Origin of the sequence: Streptomyces lydicus, from assembly GCF_001729485.1 — a bacterium.
In the GTDB taxonomy this organism is placed as follows: domain Bacteria; phylum Actinomycetota; class Actinomycetes; order Streptomycetales; family Streptomycetaceae; genus Streptomyces; species Streptomyces lydicus_D.
Map to the genome: position 1 here is coordinate 6,628,474 of NZ_CP017157.1, position 20,492 is coordinate 6,648,965.

Sequence of the window (20,492 nt, forward strand, 5' to 3'; positions counted from 1 at the left end):
CGGCGGGGCCGGAACAGAACAATGAGCCGCGGCAGCGGGAAACGTGAGGCAACGCCCGGTTGCGGGCAGAACAACCAGGAGGGCGGGGACACACCACGGCCGGGACTCACCCAGCGGACGCTGGGCGGTACCCCGTGCCGCGGCACCGCCCGACCGAGCCATGAGCCGCAGGAGGCCGGCACGTGTCGAGCGCACCCGAGCAGGAGGCGGTGGCGGACGAGCCCCTCGCCCCACCCGCGGAGATCCGCCCCGGCAGCCCGACGCCGCTGGGAGCCCGTTACCGCACCGGCCCCGACGGCGTCACCGGGACCAACTTCGCCCTGTGGGCGGGCGGCGCCGAGGCCGTGGAGCTGTGCCTCTTCGACGAGGCGGAGCACGAGACCCGGCATCCGCTCACCGAGCTGACCCATGAGATCTGGCACGGCTTCCTGCCCGGTGTCCGCCCCGGCCAGCGGTACGGCTACCGGGTGCACGGCCGCTGGGACCCGTGGACCGGCGCCCGCTGGAACCCGGCGAAGCTGCTGCTCGACCCGTACGCCAGGGCCGTGGACGGCGACTTCGGCGCCCGGGCCGAGCCGGCCGGTCCGGGCTTCGCGCTGCCCGCGCAGCTCTACGCCCACGTCCGCGACTGGCCGCAGCAGCAGCTCGCCGACACCGTCCGCGACGACCGGGACTCCGCGCCGTACGTCCCCAAGGGCGTGGTGGTCGGCGAGGACACCGCGGACGAGGGCGGCGAGGACGAGTGGCGCGACGACGTCCGGCCCAAGACGCCCTGGCCGGACTCGGTCCTCTACGAGCTGCACGTGCGCGGGTTCACGATGCGCCACCCCGGCATCCCGGAACGGCTCCGCGGCACCTACGCCGGCCTGGCGCACCCCGCCGCGCTGGAACACCTGGTCCGGCTGGGCGTGACGGCCGTGGAACTGCTGCCGGTCCATCAGTTCGCCCACGAGGACCACCTGGTGCGCCGGGGGCTGCGCAACTACTGGGGCTACAACTCCATCGGCTACTTCGCACCGCACGCCGGCTACGCCGCGACCGGCACCCGGGGGCAGCAGGTCGGCGAGTTCAAGCGGATGGTGCGGGCGCTGCACGACGCGGGCATCGAGGTGATCCTCGACGTCGTCTACAACCACACCGCGGAGGCCGGCGAGCTGGGCCCCACGCTCTCCCTCCGGGGCATCGACAACCGCGGCTACTACCGGCTCGCGGGCGACGCCCGGCGCTACGCCGACTACACCGGCTGCGGCAACACCCTGCACGTCGTCCAGCCGCACGTGCTGCGGCTGATCACCGATTCGCTGCGCTACTGGGTCACCGAAATGGGCGTGGACGGCTTCCGCTTCGACCTGGCGGCCGCGCTGGCCCGCTCCATGCACGACGTCGACATGCTCTCCCCCTTCCTCGCCGTGATCGCCCAGGACCCCGTACTGCGCCGGGTGAAACTGATCGCCGAACCCTGGGACGTGGGCGCGGGCGGCTATCAGGTCGGCGCCTTCCCGCCCCTGTGGACGGAGTGGAACGACCGCTACCGCGACACCGTCCGCGACTTCTGGCGGGGCGCCCAGCACGACGTGCGCGACCTGGGCTACCGGCTGTCCGGATCGAGCGACCTGTACGCCTGGGGCGGCCGCCGCCCGTACGCCTCGGTCAACTTCGTCACCGCACACGACGGCTTCACCCTGCGCGACCTGGTCAGCTACGAGCACAAGCGGAACGCCGACAACGGGGAGAACAACCGCGACGGCACCCACGACAACCGGTCCTGGAACTGCGGCGCCGAGGGCGAGACCGACGACCCCGAGGTCAACGCGGTGCGCCGCCGCCAGCTGCGGAACCTGCTGGCCACCCTGCTGCTGTCCACCGGCGTACCGATGCTGGTGGCCGGCGACGAGATGGGCCGCACCCAGCACGGCAACAACAACGCCTACTGCCAGGACAACGCCCTCAGCTGGGTCGACTGGTCGCTGCTGGAGGACCCCCACTGGCGCCGGCTGGCCGACCTGGCGGCCCGGCTGATCGCGCTGCGCCGCGCACACCCCGTCCTGCGCCGCCGCGCGTTCTTCTCCGGACGGCCGCACGGCCAGGGCGGACTGCGCGACCTGGCCTGGTTCACCGCGGACGGCACGGAGATGACCGAGCAGGACTGGTACACCCCGGGGGCCACGCTCGGCATGTACCTCTCCGGGAACGACATCTCGCAGCGCGACGCCCGCGGCATCCGGATCGTCGACGACAGCTTCCTGGCCGTGCTGCACGCGGCCGCCCGCCCCCGCACGGTCACCCTCCCCGGGCCTCCCTGGGCCCAGTCGTACGAACTCCTCCTCGACACCGCTCGGGAGGACCAGCCGGGGGCGGCCGAGCGGGTGTACCCGGCGGGCGGCACGCTCACGCTGCCCGAACGGTCGGTGGCGCTGTTCCGCGCGGTCCCGGGCTGAGCGGGCCGGGCGGCGGTACGGCCGGCCGGGAGGGGCGGCCGGCGGGGGCGGGGCGGCCGAAATCCGGATGAGCGTTGTCAGTGGTGCGCCTTACGCTCGCGCATGATGGCCGACACCACGCAGACGACGCCCCCGGCCCGGCACCGGACCGAGCCCACCGACCCGACGAACCCGGCCGCCCCGACAGACCCCGCGGACGGCTCCGGCTTACCCCGACGCTCCGTCGTGCGCGCGCTGTTGCGGCTGTGGCCGTATGTGCGCCCGGTGCGGGTGCGGCTGTCCGCCGCGGCCTTCGTGGCGGTGATCGCCTCCTGTCTGAGCCTGGTCATCCCGCTGGTGCTCAAGTGGCTGGTCGACGGGCCGGTGGCGGACGGGGACCCGGGCGGGGTGTGGCTGGGCGCCGGCTACCTGCTGCTGCTCGGGGTCGCCGAGGCGCTGCTGTTCGGGCTGCGGCGCTGGCTGGTCTCGCGCCCGCTGGCCGGGGTGGAGGCGGCGATGCGCGAGGCGCTCTACCGCCACCTCCAGCGGCTGCCGGTCGCCTTCCACGACCGCTGGCCCTCGGGCCAGTTGCTGTCACGGGGCACGACCGATCTGCAGACGCTCCGTCAGTTCCTCACTTTCCCGCTCATCTTCCTGCTGGTCAACGGCGTGACCATCCTGGTCGGCGGGGTGCTGCTGGTGGTCCAGCGCTGGTCGCTGGGACTGGTGCTGCTGTCGCCGCTGGTGCCGCTGCTGGTGCTGTGCTCGCTCTTCGAGGCGAAGTACGGGCGGGCGGCGCGCCGGACGCAGGACCAGCTCGGCGATCTGACGACGGTGGTCGAGGAGTCGGTGCTCGGCATCCGCATCATCAAGGGCTTCGGACGCCACCGCAGCCAGGCCCGCGCCTTCAAGGAGCTGACCCGCGCCCTGCGCACGACCGAGCTGCGCAAGGCACGGCTGCTGGCCTGGATCTGGGGCGTCAACACGGCCCTTCCGGAGCTCGCGCTCGGCGCCGCCCTGGTGTTCGGCACCGTCCAGGTCGCCGACGGCGCACTGTCCGCGGGAACCCTCGTCGCGTTCCTGTCGACGGCGCTGGCACTGCGCTGGCCCGTGGAGTCGATCGGCTTCATGCTGGCGATGAGCAACGAGGCGGCGGCGGCCACGGACCGCTACTTCGAGGTGATGGACGAACCACCGGTGCGGGACGAGCCGGCGGTTCGCGACGAGCCGTCGGCACGGCCCGAGCCGGAGGTACGGGTCGAGCCGGAGGTACGGGTCGAGCCGGAGGTACGGGTCGAGCCGGCGGTGCCGGTCCACGGGGGCGGGCCGCGGGACGCGCCCGGCGGGCTGCGCTTCTCCGGCGTCGCGTTCCGCTACCCCGACGCGCCACCGGACGCGCCGCCCACCCTCAAGGACGTCACCCTGCACGTCCGGCCGGGCGAGACGATGGCCCTGGTCGGCGCGACCGGCAGCGGCAAGACCACCCTCACCGCGCTGGTGCCCCGGCTGTACGACCCCACCGCCGGACGGATCACCCTCGACGGGCGCGATCTGGCCACGATCGGCCGGGCGGAGGCCCGTGCCCTGGTCGCGGTGGCCTTCGAGGAACCGACGCTCTTCTCGGCGACCGCCGCGGAGAACGTTCTGATGGGCGCGGAGGGCGCCGGCGAGGCGGAGCTGCGGCGGGCGTTGCGGATCGCGCAGGCCGAGGAGTTCGTCGCCGCGCTCCCCGACGGCAGCGCGACCCAGGTCGGCGAGCAGGGCCTGAGCCTGTCCGGCGGCCAGCGGCAGCGGCTCGCCCTGGCCCGTGCCGTCGTCAGCCGGCCCCGCTTCCTGATCCTGGACGATCCGCTCTCCGCGCTCGACGTGCACACCGAGGCCCTGGTGGAGGCGGCGCTGCGCCAGGTCCTGTCGTCCACCACGGCCCTGGTCGTCGCCCACCGCCCGTCCACGGTCCTGCTCGCCGACCGGGTGGCGCTGCTGTCCGACGGCCGGATCGCCGCCGTCGGCACCCATCACGAACTCCTCCGGGACAACCCCGAGTACGCCGCGCTGATGTCCGGCGGGGAAGAGGGCGACCGATGACGACCACCACCGCCGAACTGCCCTCGGACGACTCCCCCGGCGGCCCCGGCCGGCGCCGGGAACGACCCCCGGAGCAGGCGGAGTCCGCGGACCTCTTCGAGCGGGACCGGCTCCCCGCGCCCGGGGGAGCCGCCCGGACGCTGCTGGCCTCCCTGCTGGCGCCGCACCACCACCGCGTCCGGCTGGTGGCCGTCCTGCTCCTGCTCCAGCAGGCCGCGGTGCAGGCCGGGCCGCTGCTGGTCGCCTACGCCCTGGACCGCGCGGTGCCCGCGCTGCGGGCGGGCGAGCACGGTCCGCTGCTCGCGGTGGCGGGGGCGGCCGCGTTGTGCGCCGCGGCGTCCGGCGGGCTGCAGTTCGGCTTCGTCCAGCTCTCCGCACGGGTCAGTCAGGACGTGCTGCTGGACCTCCGCGGCCGGATCTTCCGGCACGGCCAGGCGCTGAGCCTGGACTTCCACGAGCGCTACACCTCCGGCCGGCTGATCTCGCGGGCCACCACCGACGTCGAGTCGCTGCGCACCCTCCTCGACGACGGGCTGCAGGAACTGATCACGATCGTCCTGGCAACGGTCTACATCACCGCCACCCTGCTGTACCTGGACTGGGGCTTCGGGGCCGCCTCCCTGGTGTCCGCCGGCCCGCTGTACCTCCTCGTACGCTCCTACCGGCGCCGCGTGCACCGCGTCTTCAGCGCCAAGTCCACCGCCATCGCGGACGTCATCGTGAAGTTCGCCGAGACCCTGGGCGGCATCCGCCCGGTGCAGGCGTTCCGCCGCGAGCCGTCGAACGACGCGGTGTTCGCGCGGCTGAACCACCGCCACGAACGGGTCAACGGCGACGCCTTCCTGGAGATGGCGCGCTATGTCGTCACCTCCCGCCTGGTGGCCAACACCACGATCGCCGCGGTCGTCCTGTGGGGCGCCTACCGCGTGGCCACGGGCAGCCTCGCGCTGGGCGTGCTGGCCGCCGCGGTGCTCTACCTGCGCCGGCTGTACGACCCCATAGACCGGCTCGGGATGTTCCTGAACGCCTACCAGTCCGCGGCCGCCTCGCTGCAGAAGATCGCCGGGCTGCTCGCCCAGCGGCCCACGGTCCCCGAGCCGGCGGCGCCCGTCGCGCTGCCCGCCCTCGCCGGCGGCCGGCCGGGCCGGGCGGTGGACTTCGACGGCGTCCGCTTCGCCTACCGCACCGGCGGCGAGGTGCTGCCCCGTTTCTCGCTGTCCCTCGCGGCCGGGACGACCGTCGCCGTGGTGGGCGCCACGGGCGCCGGCAAGTCCACCCTCGCCAAGTTGCTGGCCCGCTTCTACGACCCCACGGAGGGCCGGGTCCTGCTCGACGGTGTCGATCTGCGCGAGCTGGCCACCGCGGAGCTGCGCCGCGGCGTCGTGATGGTCACCCAGGAGGCGTTCCTGTTCTCCGGCACGGTCGCCGACAACATCGCGCTCGGCCGCCCGGACGCCTCCCGCCGGGAGATCGAACGGGCCGCGGAAGCCATCGGCGCCCATGACTTCATCACCGCGCTGCCGGACGGCTACGACACCGACGTACGCAAGCGGGGCGGCCGCATCTCGGCCGGTCAGCGTCAGCTCGTCGGCTTCGCCCGGGCGCTGCTCGCCGACCCGGCCGTGCTCGTCCTCGACGAGGCGACCAGCTCCCTGGACATCCCCGGCGAACGAGCCGTCCAGGCCGCCATGGACACGGTGTTGCGGGGCCGCACGGCCCTGGTCATCGCCCACCGCCTGTCCACCGTCGAGCGGGCGGACCGGGTGCTGGTCGTGTCGGACGGCCGGATCGTCGAGGACGGCCCGCCGGACCGACTCATCAAGGACCGCGGCCGGTTCGCCGATCTGCACCGGGCGTGGCGGGACAGCGTGGGATGACCCGGCTCACCCGGCATGCGCCGCCTCGTCAGCAATGATCGTGCGCGTTTGACCTCCTTGACTCACTAACTGTCGTGCCGGTGCTTATCAACTGCTCAGGTGGAAACGTGGTGATTTTCGGAACGCCGGGACGGGCGGATTGCCGGCTGGGACACTTCCCTCCGGTGGGCGTTTGTCCCGCCGCCTGTGGCATCGGGGAGGTTTGATGGAAATCAGGATCGGTGCGATCGGAGACGAGGGCGTCGGGGAGCTCACGGCTCTGTTGCAGTGGCTCCGGGCCGAACGTCAGTTGTCGGGACTGGTGCAGCCGGCGTTCCGGGCCGCGGGGCCCGAGGAGCTTTCCGGTGGCGTCTTGGACGCGGTGATTGTCGCCGTCGGATCGGGCGGCTTCGGTGTCGTCCTGGCCCAGTCGCTCACCGCATGGCTCAAGAGCCGTCGCCCCGCGGTGAAGTTCACCATCACTTCGCCGGAGGGAGTCACGGAGCATCTGGAGACGGCGGAAGCGGAGGTTGCCGCCCCCCTCATCGAAGCGATGGTGCGGCGGGCCGGCAGTGGCCGCGAGTAGTCACCGCGCGGATCTGCAAGGGGCCCGCGCTGTTCTGCTGGGGGCCTCGGCGTTCCGTCACCCGGGCATTCCCCCGGTTCCCGCCGCCGCGAACAGTGTGCGTGCCATGAAGCTCATGCTCACCGACCCCGGTCTGGGTGGGTGGCCGCCGGAGCAGGTCGTGGATCTGCAGGACCCCTCCGACGCGATCCAGCCGATCCTGCAGATCCGCCGTCTGGCTCAGGAAGCGATGGGGACGTTCCTGCTGTACTACGCCGGTCACGGTCTCATCAGCCCGTCCGGCGAGCTGATCCTCACCGTTGCCGGTACCGATCCCGAACACGCCGACGTGACCGGCATCGAGTACAGCAGGGTGAAGAGGGCGCTCGTCAGCTGTCCCGCCGAGGTCAAGATTGTCATTCTCGACTGCTGTTATTCCGGACGTGCCATCGAGGCCCTCAGCGTCGACGCGGTGGATCATGCCACGGCGGCCACCGGTGTCTACACCCTGACTGCCGCCGACCTGACGGCTCATGTCCCTCCGCTCGCGGAACAAGACGGGGTTCCGACCTCGTTCACGGGCCAGCTCCTCGAAGTCCTGCACAAGGGACTGCCTGCGGAGTCACCGTGGCTCACGCTGGAGACCATCTACCCGCACCTCAAGGCGCGACTGCGGCAGGCCGGCCTGCCCAGGCCCAACCAGCGGTCCACCGACAGCGTGGCCCGCTTCCGCTTCGTACGGAACAACGCCTGGACCAGCGCGGGGTCAGCTGTCGCGGACGCGTCGGCAGCGCAGCCGACGGCGCCCGCCGGGCGCGACTTCGATCTGGTCGAAGGCGGCGGATACAACATCACACAGGTGGACGCCCACCGGCACGATGTCATCGCTCTGGTCGCCGATCCCCATCGTCGGTCAAGGGGCAGACCGCCCTACTTCCCCGTGGTGTCCGGCGAGGACCGCCACGGCTACAACATCGCGCAAGTGGACGCCTACATCGAGCGCCACCGGGTCGAACCGGCGTCCTTGGCCGACGCCCTGCGCATGCTGCTCGCCGACCTCGGCATCCCCCTCGTGACGGAGCGCCGACCTCGACGGGGGAAGACCGCCAAGATCAAGCGCACTTGTGCGATCCACGGGGACGAACAGCTCCTGGGTTTCGTCAAGGTCGGCCTGCTGGGCTTCACGCCGGGAGTGGTCGCCTTCTCCGACACGCACGTCGTCGTCCGGACCGTCGATCGCCGCGTCAGGGTTCCCTACTCCCGCCTGCATGACGTCACCTTTTCCCATTCGTCCAGATGGGAGGGCTGGGGCGCGGGACTCGCGGCGGGTGCAAGCCAGGTGACCACGCTGATCGTGGGATTCGCAGGCAGTGAAGTGAAGATCGAAGAGTGCAATCAGCATCCGCTCCAGGACACCCTGAATCAGACCTGGCCCGCTCTGAAGGACCTCCTGAAGAACCACCCCGAATGGTTTCGGGCGGACACCCGGAACGAGTAGGACCTCTTCCACCGGGGTCCTCCCGGATCACGTCCTGAACGGCACATCATCCGGTGAACCCCGGTGGAAGAAACCGGGGTTCACCAAGATCATGCCCCGGTCAGCCCCGAGCAGCGGCCGCGGCGGCGGCGCGCTCCTCGCCCCTGCGCCCTGCCCGCTTGCCGTACGCGCTGGTCCACAGGACGAGGCCGCCGAGGACGCCGTAGATCAGGAACGGGCTGAGCGTCACCACGGTGTCCGTGTTCAGCGTGTACGCGAGCCCGACCCGGAGCGCGGCCTCCAGGCAGTAGGCCACGCCCCAGACCGTCGTCATCGTGGCGAGGGTCTTGCGGAATCCTTCGAACTGCCACAGGCCGTTCCACCAGGCGGTGCTCGCGGCGGTGCCGTCGGTCGCGAACTTGCGGCCGAAGTAGAACATCAGCGGGCGCGGAGCCAGCAGCGTCGCCAGGCACAGCAGCCCGAACAGCCCGGTGACGGCGGAGTCCTTGACCAGCAGGGCTCGTGCCGAGTGCGCGCCCAGGAGCGTCACCACGGCCGTGATCACCAGGAACGCCAGGGTGACGAGCGCGAACTCGTCGAGACGGCGGCGCCACACCAGGTGGACGACGCTGTCGAGCACCGGCCAGGCGCCGCCCGCCAGGAGCGCCGCGACCTCGCTCCAACCGTGGTCGCGGAGGGCGTTGTAGGTGAGGATCGGGGCGGCGACGTTGAGCGCGAGGGTGAGCAGCCAGCCGAGCGCGGCGGCACGCCCGGACCGGGCCGGCGGCGCGGGGCGCTCAGCCGTCCGGGCGACCCCCGGGTCCGATGCGCTCGAAGTGTCCTGCGTGGTCGTGGTGTTCTGAGCGGGCACTGTTCCCCCTGAAGGTGCCTGACAAGCGCGGCAGCGCGCACGTGATGAGGGCCCGTGGTGCGGAACCAACGGCCCACGCACAGATGATGGCCATATCTGACCGGAATGCCTAATTCCGATCGGTCTCCATGACCGGCCCGGCCAGCCACCGCTGAACCACCGCCGCACAGGCTGCCGTTCCGCTCCCCGCGGCGTGCGGAGGTTCGCGCGTCCGCGCCGTCCCGCCCCCGGGCTCCCCCGGCCGACCGTCCACCGGCTGTGCCGCCGGTCACCGGACGCGGACTCCGGGCCCCGCAGGAGCCGGGGTTGACGGAGTCCGGATCATGGGACGAGGACGAACGGGGGGGCGGCACATGGCGGACGACGCAGCGGGCCCGGGGGCCGTGGGCCACCGCGGTGCCGGGCGGTACCTGTGGTGGCTGGTGGCCTGTCAGCGCCGGCGGGTCGCGGCGGGGGCGGCGTACGGAAGCCTGTGGATGATGGGGCTGATGGTGCCGCCGTACGTGCTGTCCCGGGCGATCGACGAGGGGCTGGTGCCGGGCCGGATGCCGGCGCTGCTCGGATGGACCGCGGCGCTGCTGGGCGTCGGGGTGCTCAACGCCTGTCTGGGGGCCCTGCGGCACCGCACGATGACCCGGATCCGGATGGACGCCACCTTCCGCACGGTTCGCACCCTCGTGGCGCACACCGTACGGCTGGGCGCGGCGCTGCCGGGGAAGACCACGGCCGGGGAGATCGTCACGATCGGGATCGGCGACGTCGGGGTGATCAGCCAGACCCTGACGATGACCGGGCCCGGTGTCGGCGGGGTGCTGGCCTACGTCGTCGTCGCGGCGCTGCTGCTGGCCGTCTCGCCGCTGCTCGCCGTGGTGGTGCTGCTGGGCGTACCGCTGCTCGCGCTGCTGGTGGGGCCGCTGCTGGGCCGGCTCCAGGGCGCGGAGGCGCGCTACCGCGAGCGGCAGAGCGGGCTGGCCGCGCGGCTGACGGACCTGGTCGGCGGGTTGCGGGTGCTGGCCGGGCTGGGCGGCAAGGAGGTGTTCGCCGATCGCTACCGCGGCGAGTCGCGGGCACTGTGCCGCGAGGGCTACCGGGTCGGCGCGGCGACGAGCTGGATCCAGGCGCTCGGGGTGGGGCTGCCGGCGCTCTTCCTGGCCGCGGTGACCTGGCTCGCCGCCCGGATGGCGGCCCAAGGGCAGATCACGGTGGGCGAGTTGGTGGCGGTCTACGGCTATGCGGCGGCCCTGGTGCTACCGGTCTCGTTCTTCATCGAGGGCGGCTACGACCTGACCCGCGGACTGGTCGCCGCCGGCCGGGTCGTCCGGTTCCTGGCATGCGAGCCGGACACCGCGGACGGCTCCGCGGCGCGGGCCGGTACGGTGCGCGCGCCGGAGGGGCCGGCCGTGCTGCGGGATCCCCGCTCGGGCGTCGAGGTGGTGCCCGGGCAGCTGACGGCGCTGGTCTCCGCCCGGCCGGCCGAGTCGGCCGCGGTGGTCGACCGGCTGGGCCGGTTCGCGGAATCCGCGGCGACCTGGGGCGCGGTGCGGCTCGACGAGCTGCCGCTGGCCGAGGTCCGCGGCCGGATCCTGGTGGCGGACAACGAGGCGGCGCTGTTCGCCGGGACGCTGCGCGAGGTGCTCGCGGGGCGTCGCGACCGTACCGAGCAGGCCATCGGGGACGCCGTACGCGCGGCGATGGCCGAGGACATCGTGCGCGGTCTGCCGGACGGGCTGGACTCCCCGGTCGAGGCGCGCGGACAGAATCTCTCCGGCGGGCAGCGGCAGCGGCTGCGCCTGGTGCGGGCGCTGCTGGCCGACCCCGAGGTGCTGCTCGCGGTGGAGCCGACCTCTGCGGTCGACGCCCACACCGAGGCGGCCGTCGCGGCCCGGCTGCACGCCGCCCGGGCGGGCCGCACCACCGTCGTCACCAGCACCTCACCGCTGCTGCTGGCCCGGGCCGACACGGTGTGCTTCCTCGTCGACGGCCGGGTGGCCGCGGCCGGCAGCCACCGCCGGCTCCTCGACGAACAGCCCGGCTACCGGCGTCTGGTCGCGCGCGGCGAGGACGGGACGGACGGGAACGGGGCGGACGGCGGCGGGGCGGGCGGCGGCGTCCTGCCGCTTCCCCGGGCGGTCCCCGCGACGGAGGAGGGCACGCGATGACGGCCACCGGACCCACCCCGACCGCGCCGCCGGAGCGGGCCGGCACGGCCCGCCGGCCGTCCGCCGCGGATGCTCCGGACGCCCCGCCGGACGGTGCCGGGCTGCCGGTCGCCGCGCGTGCCGCGACCCGGCGGGCGGCCCTCCGGCTGATCCGGCCGGACCGTGCGGCGTTCGTCCTGATGCTCGTGCTCAACGCGCTCGCCGCCGGCGCCGGGCTGGCCGGCCCGTGGCTGCTCGGCCGGATCGTGGACTCGGTCCGGGCGGGCGGCGGGGTGCGCGCGGTCGACCGGCTGGCGCTCGCGATCGTGGTGTGCGCGCTCGCGCAGCTGCTGCTGGCGCGGTACGCGCGGTACGTCGCGCACCGCTTCGGCGAGCGGACCGCGGCGCGGGTCCGCGAGCAGTACCTGGACCGGGCGCTGGCGCTGCCCGCGGCGGTCGTGGAACGGGCCGGCACCGGCGATCTGACCGCCCGTGGCACCACCGATGTCACCGCCGTCGCACGGACGTTGCGGGACGCGGTGCCGCAGGTGTGCGTCGCGGCGGCGCAGGCGCTGTTCCTGCTCGGCGCGGTGGTGGTGCTCGATCCGCTGCTCGGGCTGTGCGGGCTGGGGCTGCTGAGCGGTCTGCTGGCGGTCCGGTGGTACCTGCGGCGCGCGCACGCCGCGTACCTCGCGGAGGGGGCCGCGACGTCGGCGCTGGCGGAGCTGCTCGCGGCCACCGCGGAGGGCGCCAGGACGGTCGAGGCGCTGGGCCTCCAGGAGCGCCGGCGGGCGGCGGGCGAGCGGGCCGTCGAGGGCTGCCGCCGCACCCGGCTGCGCACGCTGTTCCTGCGCAGTGTGCTGCTGCCCGCGGTGGACGTCTCGTACGTGCTCCCGGTGGCCGGCGTCCTGCTGGTGGGCGGGGCGCTGCACGGGCGGGGCGGGATCAGCCTGGGGGTGGTGATCGCCGCGGCGCTGTACCTGCGTCAGCTGTCCGAGCCGCTGGAGACGATCCTGCTGTGGGTCGAGCAACTGCAGTCCAGCGCCGCCGCGTTCGCCCGCGTCGAGGGGGTGGGCACGGCCCCGCGGTCACCGCGGGCCGGGGCCGCGCGGCCGCTGCCCGCCGACGACCGGATCGACGTCCGCGCGGTGCGTTACGCCTACGACCGGGGCGGTGCCGAGGTGCTGCGGGGGGTGGATCTGACCATCCGCCCCGGGGAGCGGATCGCCCTGGTGGGGCCCTCCGGCGCCGGCAAGTCCACGCTCGGGCGGCTGCTGGCGGGCATCGACGCGCCGCGCAGCGGCTCGGTGACCGCCGGGCGGGTGCCGCTCGCGGAGCTGGACCCCGAGGTGCTGCGCCGCCAGGTCGTCCTGGTCACCCAGGAGCACCACGTGTTCCTGGGCAGCGTCCGGGACAATCTGCGGATCGCCGCGCCGGACGCCGGTGATACCGCCCTGCACGCCGCGCTGGCCGCGGTGGGAGCCGACTGGGCCACGGAGCTGCCGGCCGGCCTGGACACCGAGCTGGGCCCCGGCGGCTACCGCCCGGACGGCTCGCAGTCCCAGCAACTCGCCCTGGCGCGCGTGGTGCTGGCCGACCCGCACACCGTGATCCTGGACGAGGCGACCGCGCTGCTCGATCCGCGCACCGCGCGCCACACCGAGCGGGCGCTGGCCGCCGTCCTCCGAGGTCGTACGGTCATCGCCATCGCCCACCGGCTGCACACCGCCCACGACGCGGACCGGGTCGCCGTCATGGAGCACGGCCGGATCGCCGAACTGGGCACCCACGACGAACTGGTGGCGGCGGACGGTGCCTATGCCGCCCTGTGGGGGTCCTGGCACGGCGGGGCGCGGCCGTGAACACCTACCGTCCGTCCGGCTTTCGGACGCCGATTTCGCGCAACGGACGTTTTCCGGCCAATAAGTTGAACGGAGCCTGACAACCGGTCATGCGTGGTGGGACTCTTCCCCGCAACCGCCGCGCGGCCCCCACAGCACCACACCTCGCGGCAGACGGTTCCACGCGCACCATCGGCATCTTTTGCGCCAACCGCTCCACAAGCACATCCAGTACCTCGCGTACGTCTCCCCCCACACGCTCCATGAGTTCTGCCTCGCTCTGCCCGGACGGCCGCTCCGCCGCCCGGTCCCCCTCCGGCCGCACCGTCACTGCGCGGCCACCGCAGAAGGAGTCAGTGTGAGACGCACCCCCCATACCCGCGCCGTTGCGACCGGCGCGCTGGTCGCCGTCACGGCGATGCTGGCCGTCGGTGTACAGGCCGGTACCGGAACGGCGGCCGCCCCGCGGCCGGGCACCACGCATGCCGCACCCGCTCCCGGCGCCCTGCCGGCGAAGCTGTCCCCGTCCCAGCGTGCGGAGCTGATACGGGCAGCCGGTGCCACCACCGCCGAGACCGCGCGGCAGCTGAAGCTCGGCGCGAAGGAGAAGCTGGTCGTCAAGGACGTCTCGAAGGATGTCGACGGCACGATCCACACCCGCTACGAGCGCACCTACGAAGGGCTGCCGGTGCTCGGCGGCGACCTCGTGGTGCACGAGAGCAAGGCCGGCAAGCTCAAGGGCGTCACCAAGGCCGTGGGCTCCCAGCTGAAGGTCGCGAGCACCACCGCGAAGATCAAGCCGGCCGCCGCCGAGGCGAAGGCCGTCACCTCCGCGCGGGCCCTGGGCTCGAAGAAGACCGAGGCGGCCAAGGCGCCGCGCAAGGTGATCTGGGTCGCCGACGGCAAGCCGGTCCTCGCCTACGAGACGGTGATCGGCGGGCTGCAGGACGACGGCACCCCCAACCAGCTGCACGTCATCACCGACGCCACCACCGGTGCCAAGATCTTCCAGTACCAGGGCATCGAGACCGGCGTCGGCAACAGCGAGTACAGCGGCAAGGTCACCATCGGGACCTCGGGCTCCGCCCCGAACTTCTCGATGACCGACGCCACCCGTGGCGGCCACAAGACCTACAACCTCAACCACGGTTCGTCGGGCACCGGTTCGCTGTTCACCGACGCCGACGACACCTGGGGCGACGGTACGCCGCAGAACGCCCAGACGGCCGGTGTGGACGCCGCCTACGGCGCCCAGGAGACCTGGGACTACTACAAGAACGTGCACGGCCGCAGCGGCATCCGCGGTGACGGCGTCGGCGCCTACTCCCGCGTGCACTACGGCAACAGCTACGTCAACGCCTTCTGGGACGACGGCTGCTTCTGCATGACCTACGGCGACGGCAGCGGCAACGCCGCCCCGCTGACCGCCATCGACGTGGCCGGCCACGAGATGTCGCACGGTGTCACCGCGGCCACCGCCAACCTCACCTACAGCGGCGAGTCCGGCGGCCTCAACGAGGCGACCTCCGACATCTTCGGCACGGCGGTGGAGTTCTACGCCAACAACGCCTCGGACCCCGGTGACTACCTCATCGGCGAGAAGATCGACATCAACGGCGACGGCACCCCGCTGCGCTACATGGACAAGCCGAGCAAGGACGGCGCGTCCGCCGACTACTGGTCCAGCACCGTCGGCAACAAGGACGTCCACTACTCGTCCGGCGTCGCCAACCACTTCTTCTACCTGCTGTCCGAGGGCAGCGGCCCGAAGGACATCGGCGGGGTCCACTACGACAGCCCGACCTTCGACAACCTGCCGGTGCCGGGCATCGGCCGGGCCAACGCCGAGAAGGTGTGGTTCAAGGCGCTCAGCCAGTACATGAGCTCCAACACCAACTACGCGGCCGCCCGTACCGCGACGCTGAAGGCCGCCGCCGACCTGTTCGGCGAGGGCAGCGCGTCGTACAACACGGTCGCCAACACCTGGGCGGCGGTCAACGTCGGCTCCCGCGTCCCGGACGGCGGCGGGGTCACCGTCACCAACCCGGGCAACCAGACCAGCACCGTGGGCCAGGCGGCGAGCCTGCAGATCAAGGCGACCAGCGGCACCGCGGGCGCGCTGAGCTACGCGGCGACCGGCCTGCCCGCCGGTCTGTCGATCAACGCGAGCACCGGTCTGATCTCCGGTACGCCGACCACGGCCGGCACCGGCAACGTCACGGTCACCGTCACCGACGCGGCGAAGAAGACCGGTACGGCCGCCTTCACCTGGACGGTCAACCCGGTCGGCGGCGGCAATGTCTTCGAGAACGCCGACGACGTGCAGATCCCGGACGCCGGCGCGGCGGTCACCTCGCCGATCACCGTCAGCCGCAGCGGCAACGCGCCGAGCACGCTGAAGGTCGGGGTCGACATCGTGCACAGCTACCGCGGTGACCTGGTCATCGACCTGATCGCCCCGGACGGCACGGCCTACCGGCTGAAGAACTCCAGCGTGTACGACTCGGCGGCCAACGTGAACACGACGTACACCGTCAACGCCTCCTCGGAGGCGGCGAGCGGCACCTGGAAGCTGCGGGTCCAGGACGTCTACTCCCAGGACAGCGGCTACATCAACGGCTGGAAGCTGACGTTCTGACCAGGTGGCCGCACCCGGCCGTCACCTTGGTGTGACATAGGCGGGCCGGCAGTGCGCAACTGATCACAACTGGCCCGTGAGGTAAGGAAGTTGGGCGTCGTTCCCGAAAATCCGGGAACGGCGTCCAACTCCGTTATACGAACAGCGCGTCCCTCTCTACGAACGAAAATCAGCCAAGTTGTTAACAGACTCCTGACATGCACGCGTTCGAATGGCAGTGTTCCGGTCGCACGTCACACCCGCATCGCTTTGCACCCCCACCACTTGGCAAAGTTGAAGGAGCACGCGTGACCCCCCGCATATCCCGTAAGACCCGTGTGACCGGTACCGCCCTCGCCGCCGCGGCCCTGCTGGCCGCCGGCATCACGGTCGGTACCGCCGGCGCCTCGCCGGCCCCCACCCCCACGAAGGCGGACGGCAGCCCGCTCCGCCTCAGCGCCTCGCACCGGGCGGAACTGCTGCGTGACGCGGGCGCCGCCCGCGCGCAGACCGCCCAAGCGCTCGGCCTCGGCTCGCAGGAGAAGCTGGTCGTCAAGGACGTCATCAAGGACGCCGACGGCACCACGCACACCCGCTACGACCGCACCTACGCCGGCCTTCCGGTGCTGGGCGGCGACCTGGTCGTGCACACCGCCAAGGGCGGTGCGATCAAGTCCACCACCAAGTCGACCGACAAGACCCTCAAGGTCGCGTCCACCACGGCGAAGATCGCCCCGCAGGCCGCCGCGAAGTCCGCGCAGGGCACCGCGGCGAAGTCGCTGGCCGCGAAGCAGACCGCCGCGCAGGCGCCCAAGAAGGTCGTCTGGGCCGCCTCCGGCACGCCCGTCCTCGCCTACGACACCGTCGTCAAGGGCACGCAGAAGGACGGCACCCCCAGCCGGATGCACGTCATCACCGACGCCAACACCGGCAAGAAGCTCTTCCAGTACGACGAGATCCGTACCGGCAAGGGCGAGAGCGAGTACAGCGGCAGCGTCGAGCTGGGCACCTCCAAGGAGGGCAGCGGCTTCACGCTGACCGACGCCGGGCGCGGTGGCCACAAGACCACCAACCTGGGCAACAGCGAGTCCGGTGACGGCAAGGCGTTCACCGACGACGACGACGCCTGGGGCACCGGCAAGCCCGACGACCCGCAGACCGCGGCCGTCGACGCGCACTACGGTGCGGCCGAGACCTGGGACTACTACAAGAACGTGCACGGCCGCAGCGGCATCAAGGGCGACGGCAAGGGCGCCTCGTCCCGCGTCCACTACGGCAACAGCTACGTCAACGCCTTCTGGGACGACAGCTGCTTCTGCATGACGTACGGCGACGGCGAGGGCAACAAGAAGCCGCTCACCGCCATCGACGTCGCGGCGCACGAGATGTCGCACGGTGTCACCTCCGCCACCGCCAACCTCACCTACAGCGGCGAGTCCGGCGGCCTCAACGAGGGCACCTCGGACATCTTCGGGACCTCGGTCGAGTTCTACGCCAAGAACGACAAGGACCCGGGCGACTACCTCATCGGCGAGAAGATCGACATCAACGGTGACGGCAAGCCGCTGCGCTACATGGACAAGCCGTCCAAGGACGGTCAGTCGCAGGACAACTGGGACTCCAACACCGGCAACCTCGACCCGCACTACTCCTCGGGCGTCGCCAACCACTTCTTCTACCTGCTGTCCGAGGGCAGCGGCGCGAAGGAGATCGGTGGCGTCAAGTACGACAGCCCGACGGCGGACGGCTCCAAGGTCACCGGCATCGGCCGGGACAAGGCCGAGAAGATCTGGTTCAAGGCCCTGACCGAGTACATGACCTCGAACACGGACTACAAGGCCGCGCGCGAGGCGACCGTCAAGGCCGCCACCGACCTCTACGGCAAGGACAGCGCAGAGGTCAAGGGCGTCGAGGCCGCTTGGACCGGTGTCGCCGTCAAGTGACGCAACGTGCGGGAACGTGCTGATCGTCCCGGGGTAACGTGACCCCGGAGCGGGCGGTGTCCGGAGATCTCCGGACACCGCCTTCGCACGTCACGGGGTGATCAGGGGGGGACGATGAGCCGGACCGTCACGGTGCTGCTGGCCGACGACGAGACGCTGCTGCGGGCGGGGGTGCGGGCGGTCCTCACCTCCGGGCCCGGCATCGAGGTCGTCGCGGAGGCCGCCGACGGCCGCGAGGCGGTCGACCTGGCACTGCGTCACCGCCCCGACGTCTGCCTGCTGGACATCCGCATGCCGCGCCTGGACGGCCTCGGCGCCGCCGCCGAGCTGGCCAGGGTGGTGCCGGGGACCGCCGTGGTCATGCTGACGACGTTCTCCGAGGACGCGTACATCGCCGACGCGCTGGGCTCCGGCGCCGCCGGCTTCCTGCTGAAGTCCGGCGACCCCCGGGAGCTGATCGCCGGCGTGCGGGCGGTGGCCGAGGGCGGCGCCTGCCTCTCCCCGACCGTCGCCCGGCACGTCCTGGCCCAGCTGGGCGACGGCCGGTTGACCCGCGGCGCGGCCGCCCGAGCCCGGATCGCCGGACTGACCGGGCGCGAGCGGGAGGTGCTCGGACTGGTCGGCGCCGGGCTGTCGAACGCGGAGATCGCCCGGCGGCTGTCCCTGGTCGAGGGCACCGTCAAGGGCTACGTCAGCGCGATCCTCGCCGGGCTCGGCGTCCGCAACCGCGTCCAGGCGGCGATCCTCGCCCACGAGGCGGGCCTGGTCCCCGCGTCGTGACGCCCCGGACCCGCCCGGACCGGCGGCGGCTGCACGCGGCGCTCACCGGTCTCGTCCTGTGGCTGGCGCTGTGCGGTGCGCCGGCCCTCGCGCTGGAGGCCGTGCCCGGCTCGCCCGTGGGGGCGACCGCGGCCGCGTTCCCGCTGCTCGCGGTGGCCGTGCTGGTGCGCGGCCGGTGGCCGCTGGTGGCGCTGGCGCTGCCGGTCGTACCCAGCCTGGCGATCACCCTGGACCTGTTCACCGTCGCCTACAGCCCCGCGCTGGCTGCCTTCGGCTATCTGGCGGGCGTCCGGATGCCGCGCGCCCGTCCCGCGCTGTGGTGCTTCGCCGGTCTCGCGGCCGGCGCGCTGCCGCTGACCGCGGTCGTCGGACGGACGGTGTGGCCGTGGTTCTCCTTCCTGCTGACCCTGTCGCTCAACGTGGTGCTGCCGTGGCTGCTGGGCCGCTACCGCCGCCAGTACGCCGAACTGGTCCGCACCGGCTGGCAGCTCGCCGCGCGGATGGAGCGCGAGGCGCGGGCCGTCGCCGAGCGCACCCGGCTGCGCGAGCGCACCCGGATCGCCGGCGACCTGCACGACTCCCTCGGCCACGACCTGGCCCTGATCGCCCTGCGGGCCGGGGCGCTGGAGCTCGCCCCCGAGCTGTCCGCGGACCACCGGGCGGCGGCCGGTGAACTGCGCGCGGCGGCCGGGTCGGCGACCGAGCGGCTCGCGGAGATCATCGGCGTGCTGCGCACGGACGACGAGGGCGCGCCCCGGCTGCCGGCCGGCGAGGGCGTCCCGCGACTGGTGGAGCGGGCGCGCGCCTCGGGGATGGCGGTGACGCTGGAGCAGCCGGACGACGCCGCGGGGGACGGACTTCCGGCCATGACCGGGCATGCCCTGCACCGGGTGGTGCAGGAGTCGCTGACCAACGCCGCCAAGCACGCCCCGGGCGCGGCCGTACGGGTGCGGATCACCCGGGAGGCCGAGGAGCTGGAGGTGACCGTGACCCACCCCGCGCGGCCGGCCGGGCCGGCGCCGACGCCGGTCTCCGGCGGCAGCGGCCTGGTGGGGCTGGACGAGCGGGTGCGGCTGGCGGGTGGCGCGCTGCGGGCGGGGCCCGCTCCGGACGGCGGTTTCACGGTCTCGGCCCGGTTGCCGACCTCCGGCGGCACACCGCCCGTTCCGCTCCGCGGCCCGGAAAACACCGCCACCGGGCGGGAGTTGGCGCACGCCCGGCAGCAGGTGCGGCGCCGGCTCCGGCAGACGCTGGCCGTCCCGTTCGCCCTGCTGGCGGCCCTGGTCGTGCTGATGGGCGTCTGCCATCTGCTCACCCCGTCCTGGACGGTGCTGGAGCGGCAGAGCTACGACCGGCTGCGGCCGGGCGATCCGCGCTCCCGGGTGGAGTCCGTCCTGCCGTTCTTCGCCCTGGACGCCCCTCCGGACGGCACCCCGCCGCCCCCGCCCGGCCGGTCCTGCGTGTACTACGGCGTCTCCCCGGACGGCGCCGCCGCCTACGAGCTGTGCTTCGCCGCCGACCGCCTGGCCACCAAGCGCGTGGTGCGGGACCGGCCACGCCGCTAGGCGACCGCCAACTCGTCTGTTGACCAGGGGAGTTCACTGGCGGTAAGGCATCCGGAGCGCTCCCTACCGCCGCGTTTGCCGATATGGCCGATTCCACCCCCTCAGGCGCTCTTGTACCGGCTCCCTCCTGGAGAGAGGCTCGGGGTGCGCCGAGGGGCCCCGGCGCGACACCGGACCTCCGCACACCGCAACTTCGCTGTGTTCACAACGAGTTGAGGAGGCGAAAGCCGACCGTGTCAGCGCAGCTCCGCGGCCGCCCGCGCACCGGCGGACGTATGTCGGACGGGTCACGGCGGACCCGAGGTTACGTACCAGTAGTTCACATTCCGTCGGAAAT

The 20,492-nt window shown here is 72.8% G+C and carries 12 protein-coding genes; 11 read left to right on the forward strand and 1 reads right to left on the reverse strand.

What is annotated here, in order from left to right; all coding sequences use genetic code 11:
- The first annotated feature begins 182 nt into the window (after positions 1-182).
- The 5 genes from glgX (at position 183) to SL103_RS28700 (ending at position 8,421) form a co-directional block, all read left to right on the forward strand.
- On the forward strand, positions 183-2,438 hold the full coding sequence (glgX, locus tag SL103_RS28680) for a glycogen debranching protein GlgX (protein WP_069571863.1): 2,256 nt from the start codon (positions 183-185) through the stop codon (positions 2,436-2,438).
- 105 nt (positions 2,439-2,543) lie between these two features.
- Positions 2,544-4,502, forward strand: a complete 1,959-nt coding sequence (locus SL103_RS28685; protein ID WP_069574206.1) for an ABC transporter ATP-binding protein — start codon at positions 2,544-2,546, stop codon at positions 4,500-4,502.
- Entirely contained in the window at positions 4,499-6,379 is a 1,881-nt protein-coding gene (locus tag SL103_RS28690; protein ID WP_069571864.1) for an ABC transporter ATP-binding protein, read from the forward strand. Before SL103_RS28685 ends, SL103_RS28690 begins: the two co-directional genes overlap by 4 nt.
- 205 nt (positions 6,380-6,584) lie before the next feature.
- Complete coding sequence (locus tag SL103_RS28695) at positions 6,585-6,944, forward strand: effector-associated constant component EACC1 (RefSeq protein WP_069571866.1); 360 nt, start codon at positions 6,585-6,587, stop codon at positions 6,942-6,944.
- Complete coding sequence (locus SL103_RS28700; protein WP_164492907.1) at positions 6,931-8,421, forward strand: caspase family protein; 1,491 nt, start codon at positions 6,931-6,933, stop codon at positions 8,419-8,421. The genes SL103_RS28695 and SL103_RS28700 overlap by 14 nt, the downstream gene beginning before the upstream one ends.
- A 100-nt stretch (positions 8,422-8,521) precedes the next feature.
- Here the strand turns inward: SL103_RS28700 and SL103_RS28705 are convergent, their stop codons facing one another.
- Positions 8,522-9,271: a VC0807 family protein gene (locus tag SL103_RS28705; protein ID WP_244304070.1), complete on the reverse strand. Its 750-nt coding sequence runs from the start codon at positions 9,269-9,271 to the stop codon at positions 8,522-8,524.
- Positions 9,272-9,624: 353 nt separating this feature from the next.
- Here SL103_RS28705 and SL103_RS28710 point away from each other — a divergent pair, with 353 nt between their 5' ends.
- From SL103_RS28710 to SL103_RS28735, 6 genes are all read left to right on the forward strand, one after another.
- Positions 9,625-11,430 carry an ABC transporter transmembrane domain-containing protein gene (locus SL103_RS28710; RefSeq protein ID WP_069571870.1) on the forward strand — a complete coding sequence of 602 codons (1,806 nt, stop codon included), beginning with the start codon at positions 9,625-9,627 and terminating at the stop codon, positions 11,428-11,430.
- Complete coding sequence (locus tag SL103_RS28715; protein ID WP_079146034.1) at positions 11,427-13,271, forward strand: ABC transporter ATP-binding protein; 1,845 nt, start codon at positions 11,427-11,429, stop codon at positions 13,269-13,271. The genes SL103_RS28710 and SL103_RS28715 overlap by 4 nt, the downstream gene beginning before the upstream one ends.
- A gap of 337 nt (positions 13,272-13,608) precedes the next feature.
- Positions 13,609-15,888, forward strand: coding sequence for a M4 family metallopeptidase (locus SL103_RS28720; RefSeq protein ID WP_069571872.1), 2,280 nt, complete (start codon positions 13,609-13,611; stop codon positions 15,886-15,888).
- Positions 15,889-16,175: 287 nt separating this feature from the next.
- Positions 16,176-17,810 carry a M4 family metallopeptidase gene (locus tag SL103_RS28725; RefSeq protein ID WP_069571874.1) on the forward strand — a complete coding sequence of 545 codons (1,635 nt, stop codon included), beginning with the start codon at positions 16,176-16,178 and terminating at the stop codon, positions 17,808-17,810.
- A 114-nt stretch (positions 17,811-17,924) separates the two neighbouring features.
- The gene (locus SL103_RS28730; RefSeq protein WP_069571876.1) at positions 17,925-18,590 is read left to right on the forward strand and encodes a response regulator; all 666 of its coding nucleotides are present in this window, start codon (positions 17,925-17,927) and stop codon (positions 18,588-18,590) included.
- Complete coding sequence (locus SL103_RS28735) at positions 18,587-20,155, forward strand: sensor histidine kinase (RefSeq protein ID WP_244304071.1); 1,569 nt, start codon at positions 18,587-18,589, stop codon at positions 20,153-20,155. Before SL103_RS28730 ends, SL103_RS28735 begins: the two co-directional genes overlap by 4 nt.
- The last annotated feature ends 337 nt before the right edge of the window (positions 20,156-20,492 follow it).

What these genes read in the sequence shown, in the direction of transcription:
- SL103_RS28685 (WP_069574206.1), top strand. Translation starts at nt 2,544, where the DNA reads ATGGCCGACACCACGCAGACGACGCCCCCGGCCCGGCACCGGACCGAG.
- SL103_RS28690 (WP_069571864.1), top strand. Translation starts at nt 4,499, where the DNA reads ATGACGACCACCACCGCCGAACTGCCCTCGGACGACTCCCCCGGCGGC.
- SL103_RS28695 (WP_069571866.1), top strand. Translation starts at nt 6,585, where the DNA reads ATGGAAATCAGGATCGGTGCGATCGGAGACGAGGGCGTCGGGGAGCTC.
- SL103_RS28710 (WP_069571870.1), top strand. Translation starts at nt 9,625, where the DNA reads ATGGCGGACGACGCAGCGGGCCCGGGGGCCGTGGGCCACCGCGGTGCC.
- SL103_RS28715 (WP_079146034.1), top strand. Translation starts at nt 11,427, where the DNA reads ATGACGGCCACCGGACCCACCCCGACCGCGCCGCCGGAGCGGGCCGGC.
- SL103_RS28730 (WP_069571876.1), top strand. Translation starts at nt 17,925, where the DNA reads ATGAGCCGGACCGTCACGGTGCTGCTGGCCGACGACGAGACGCTGCTG.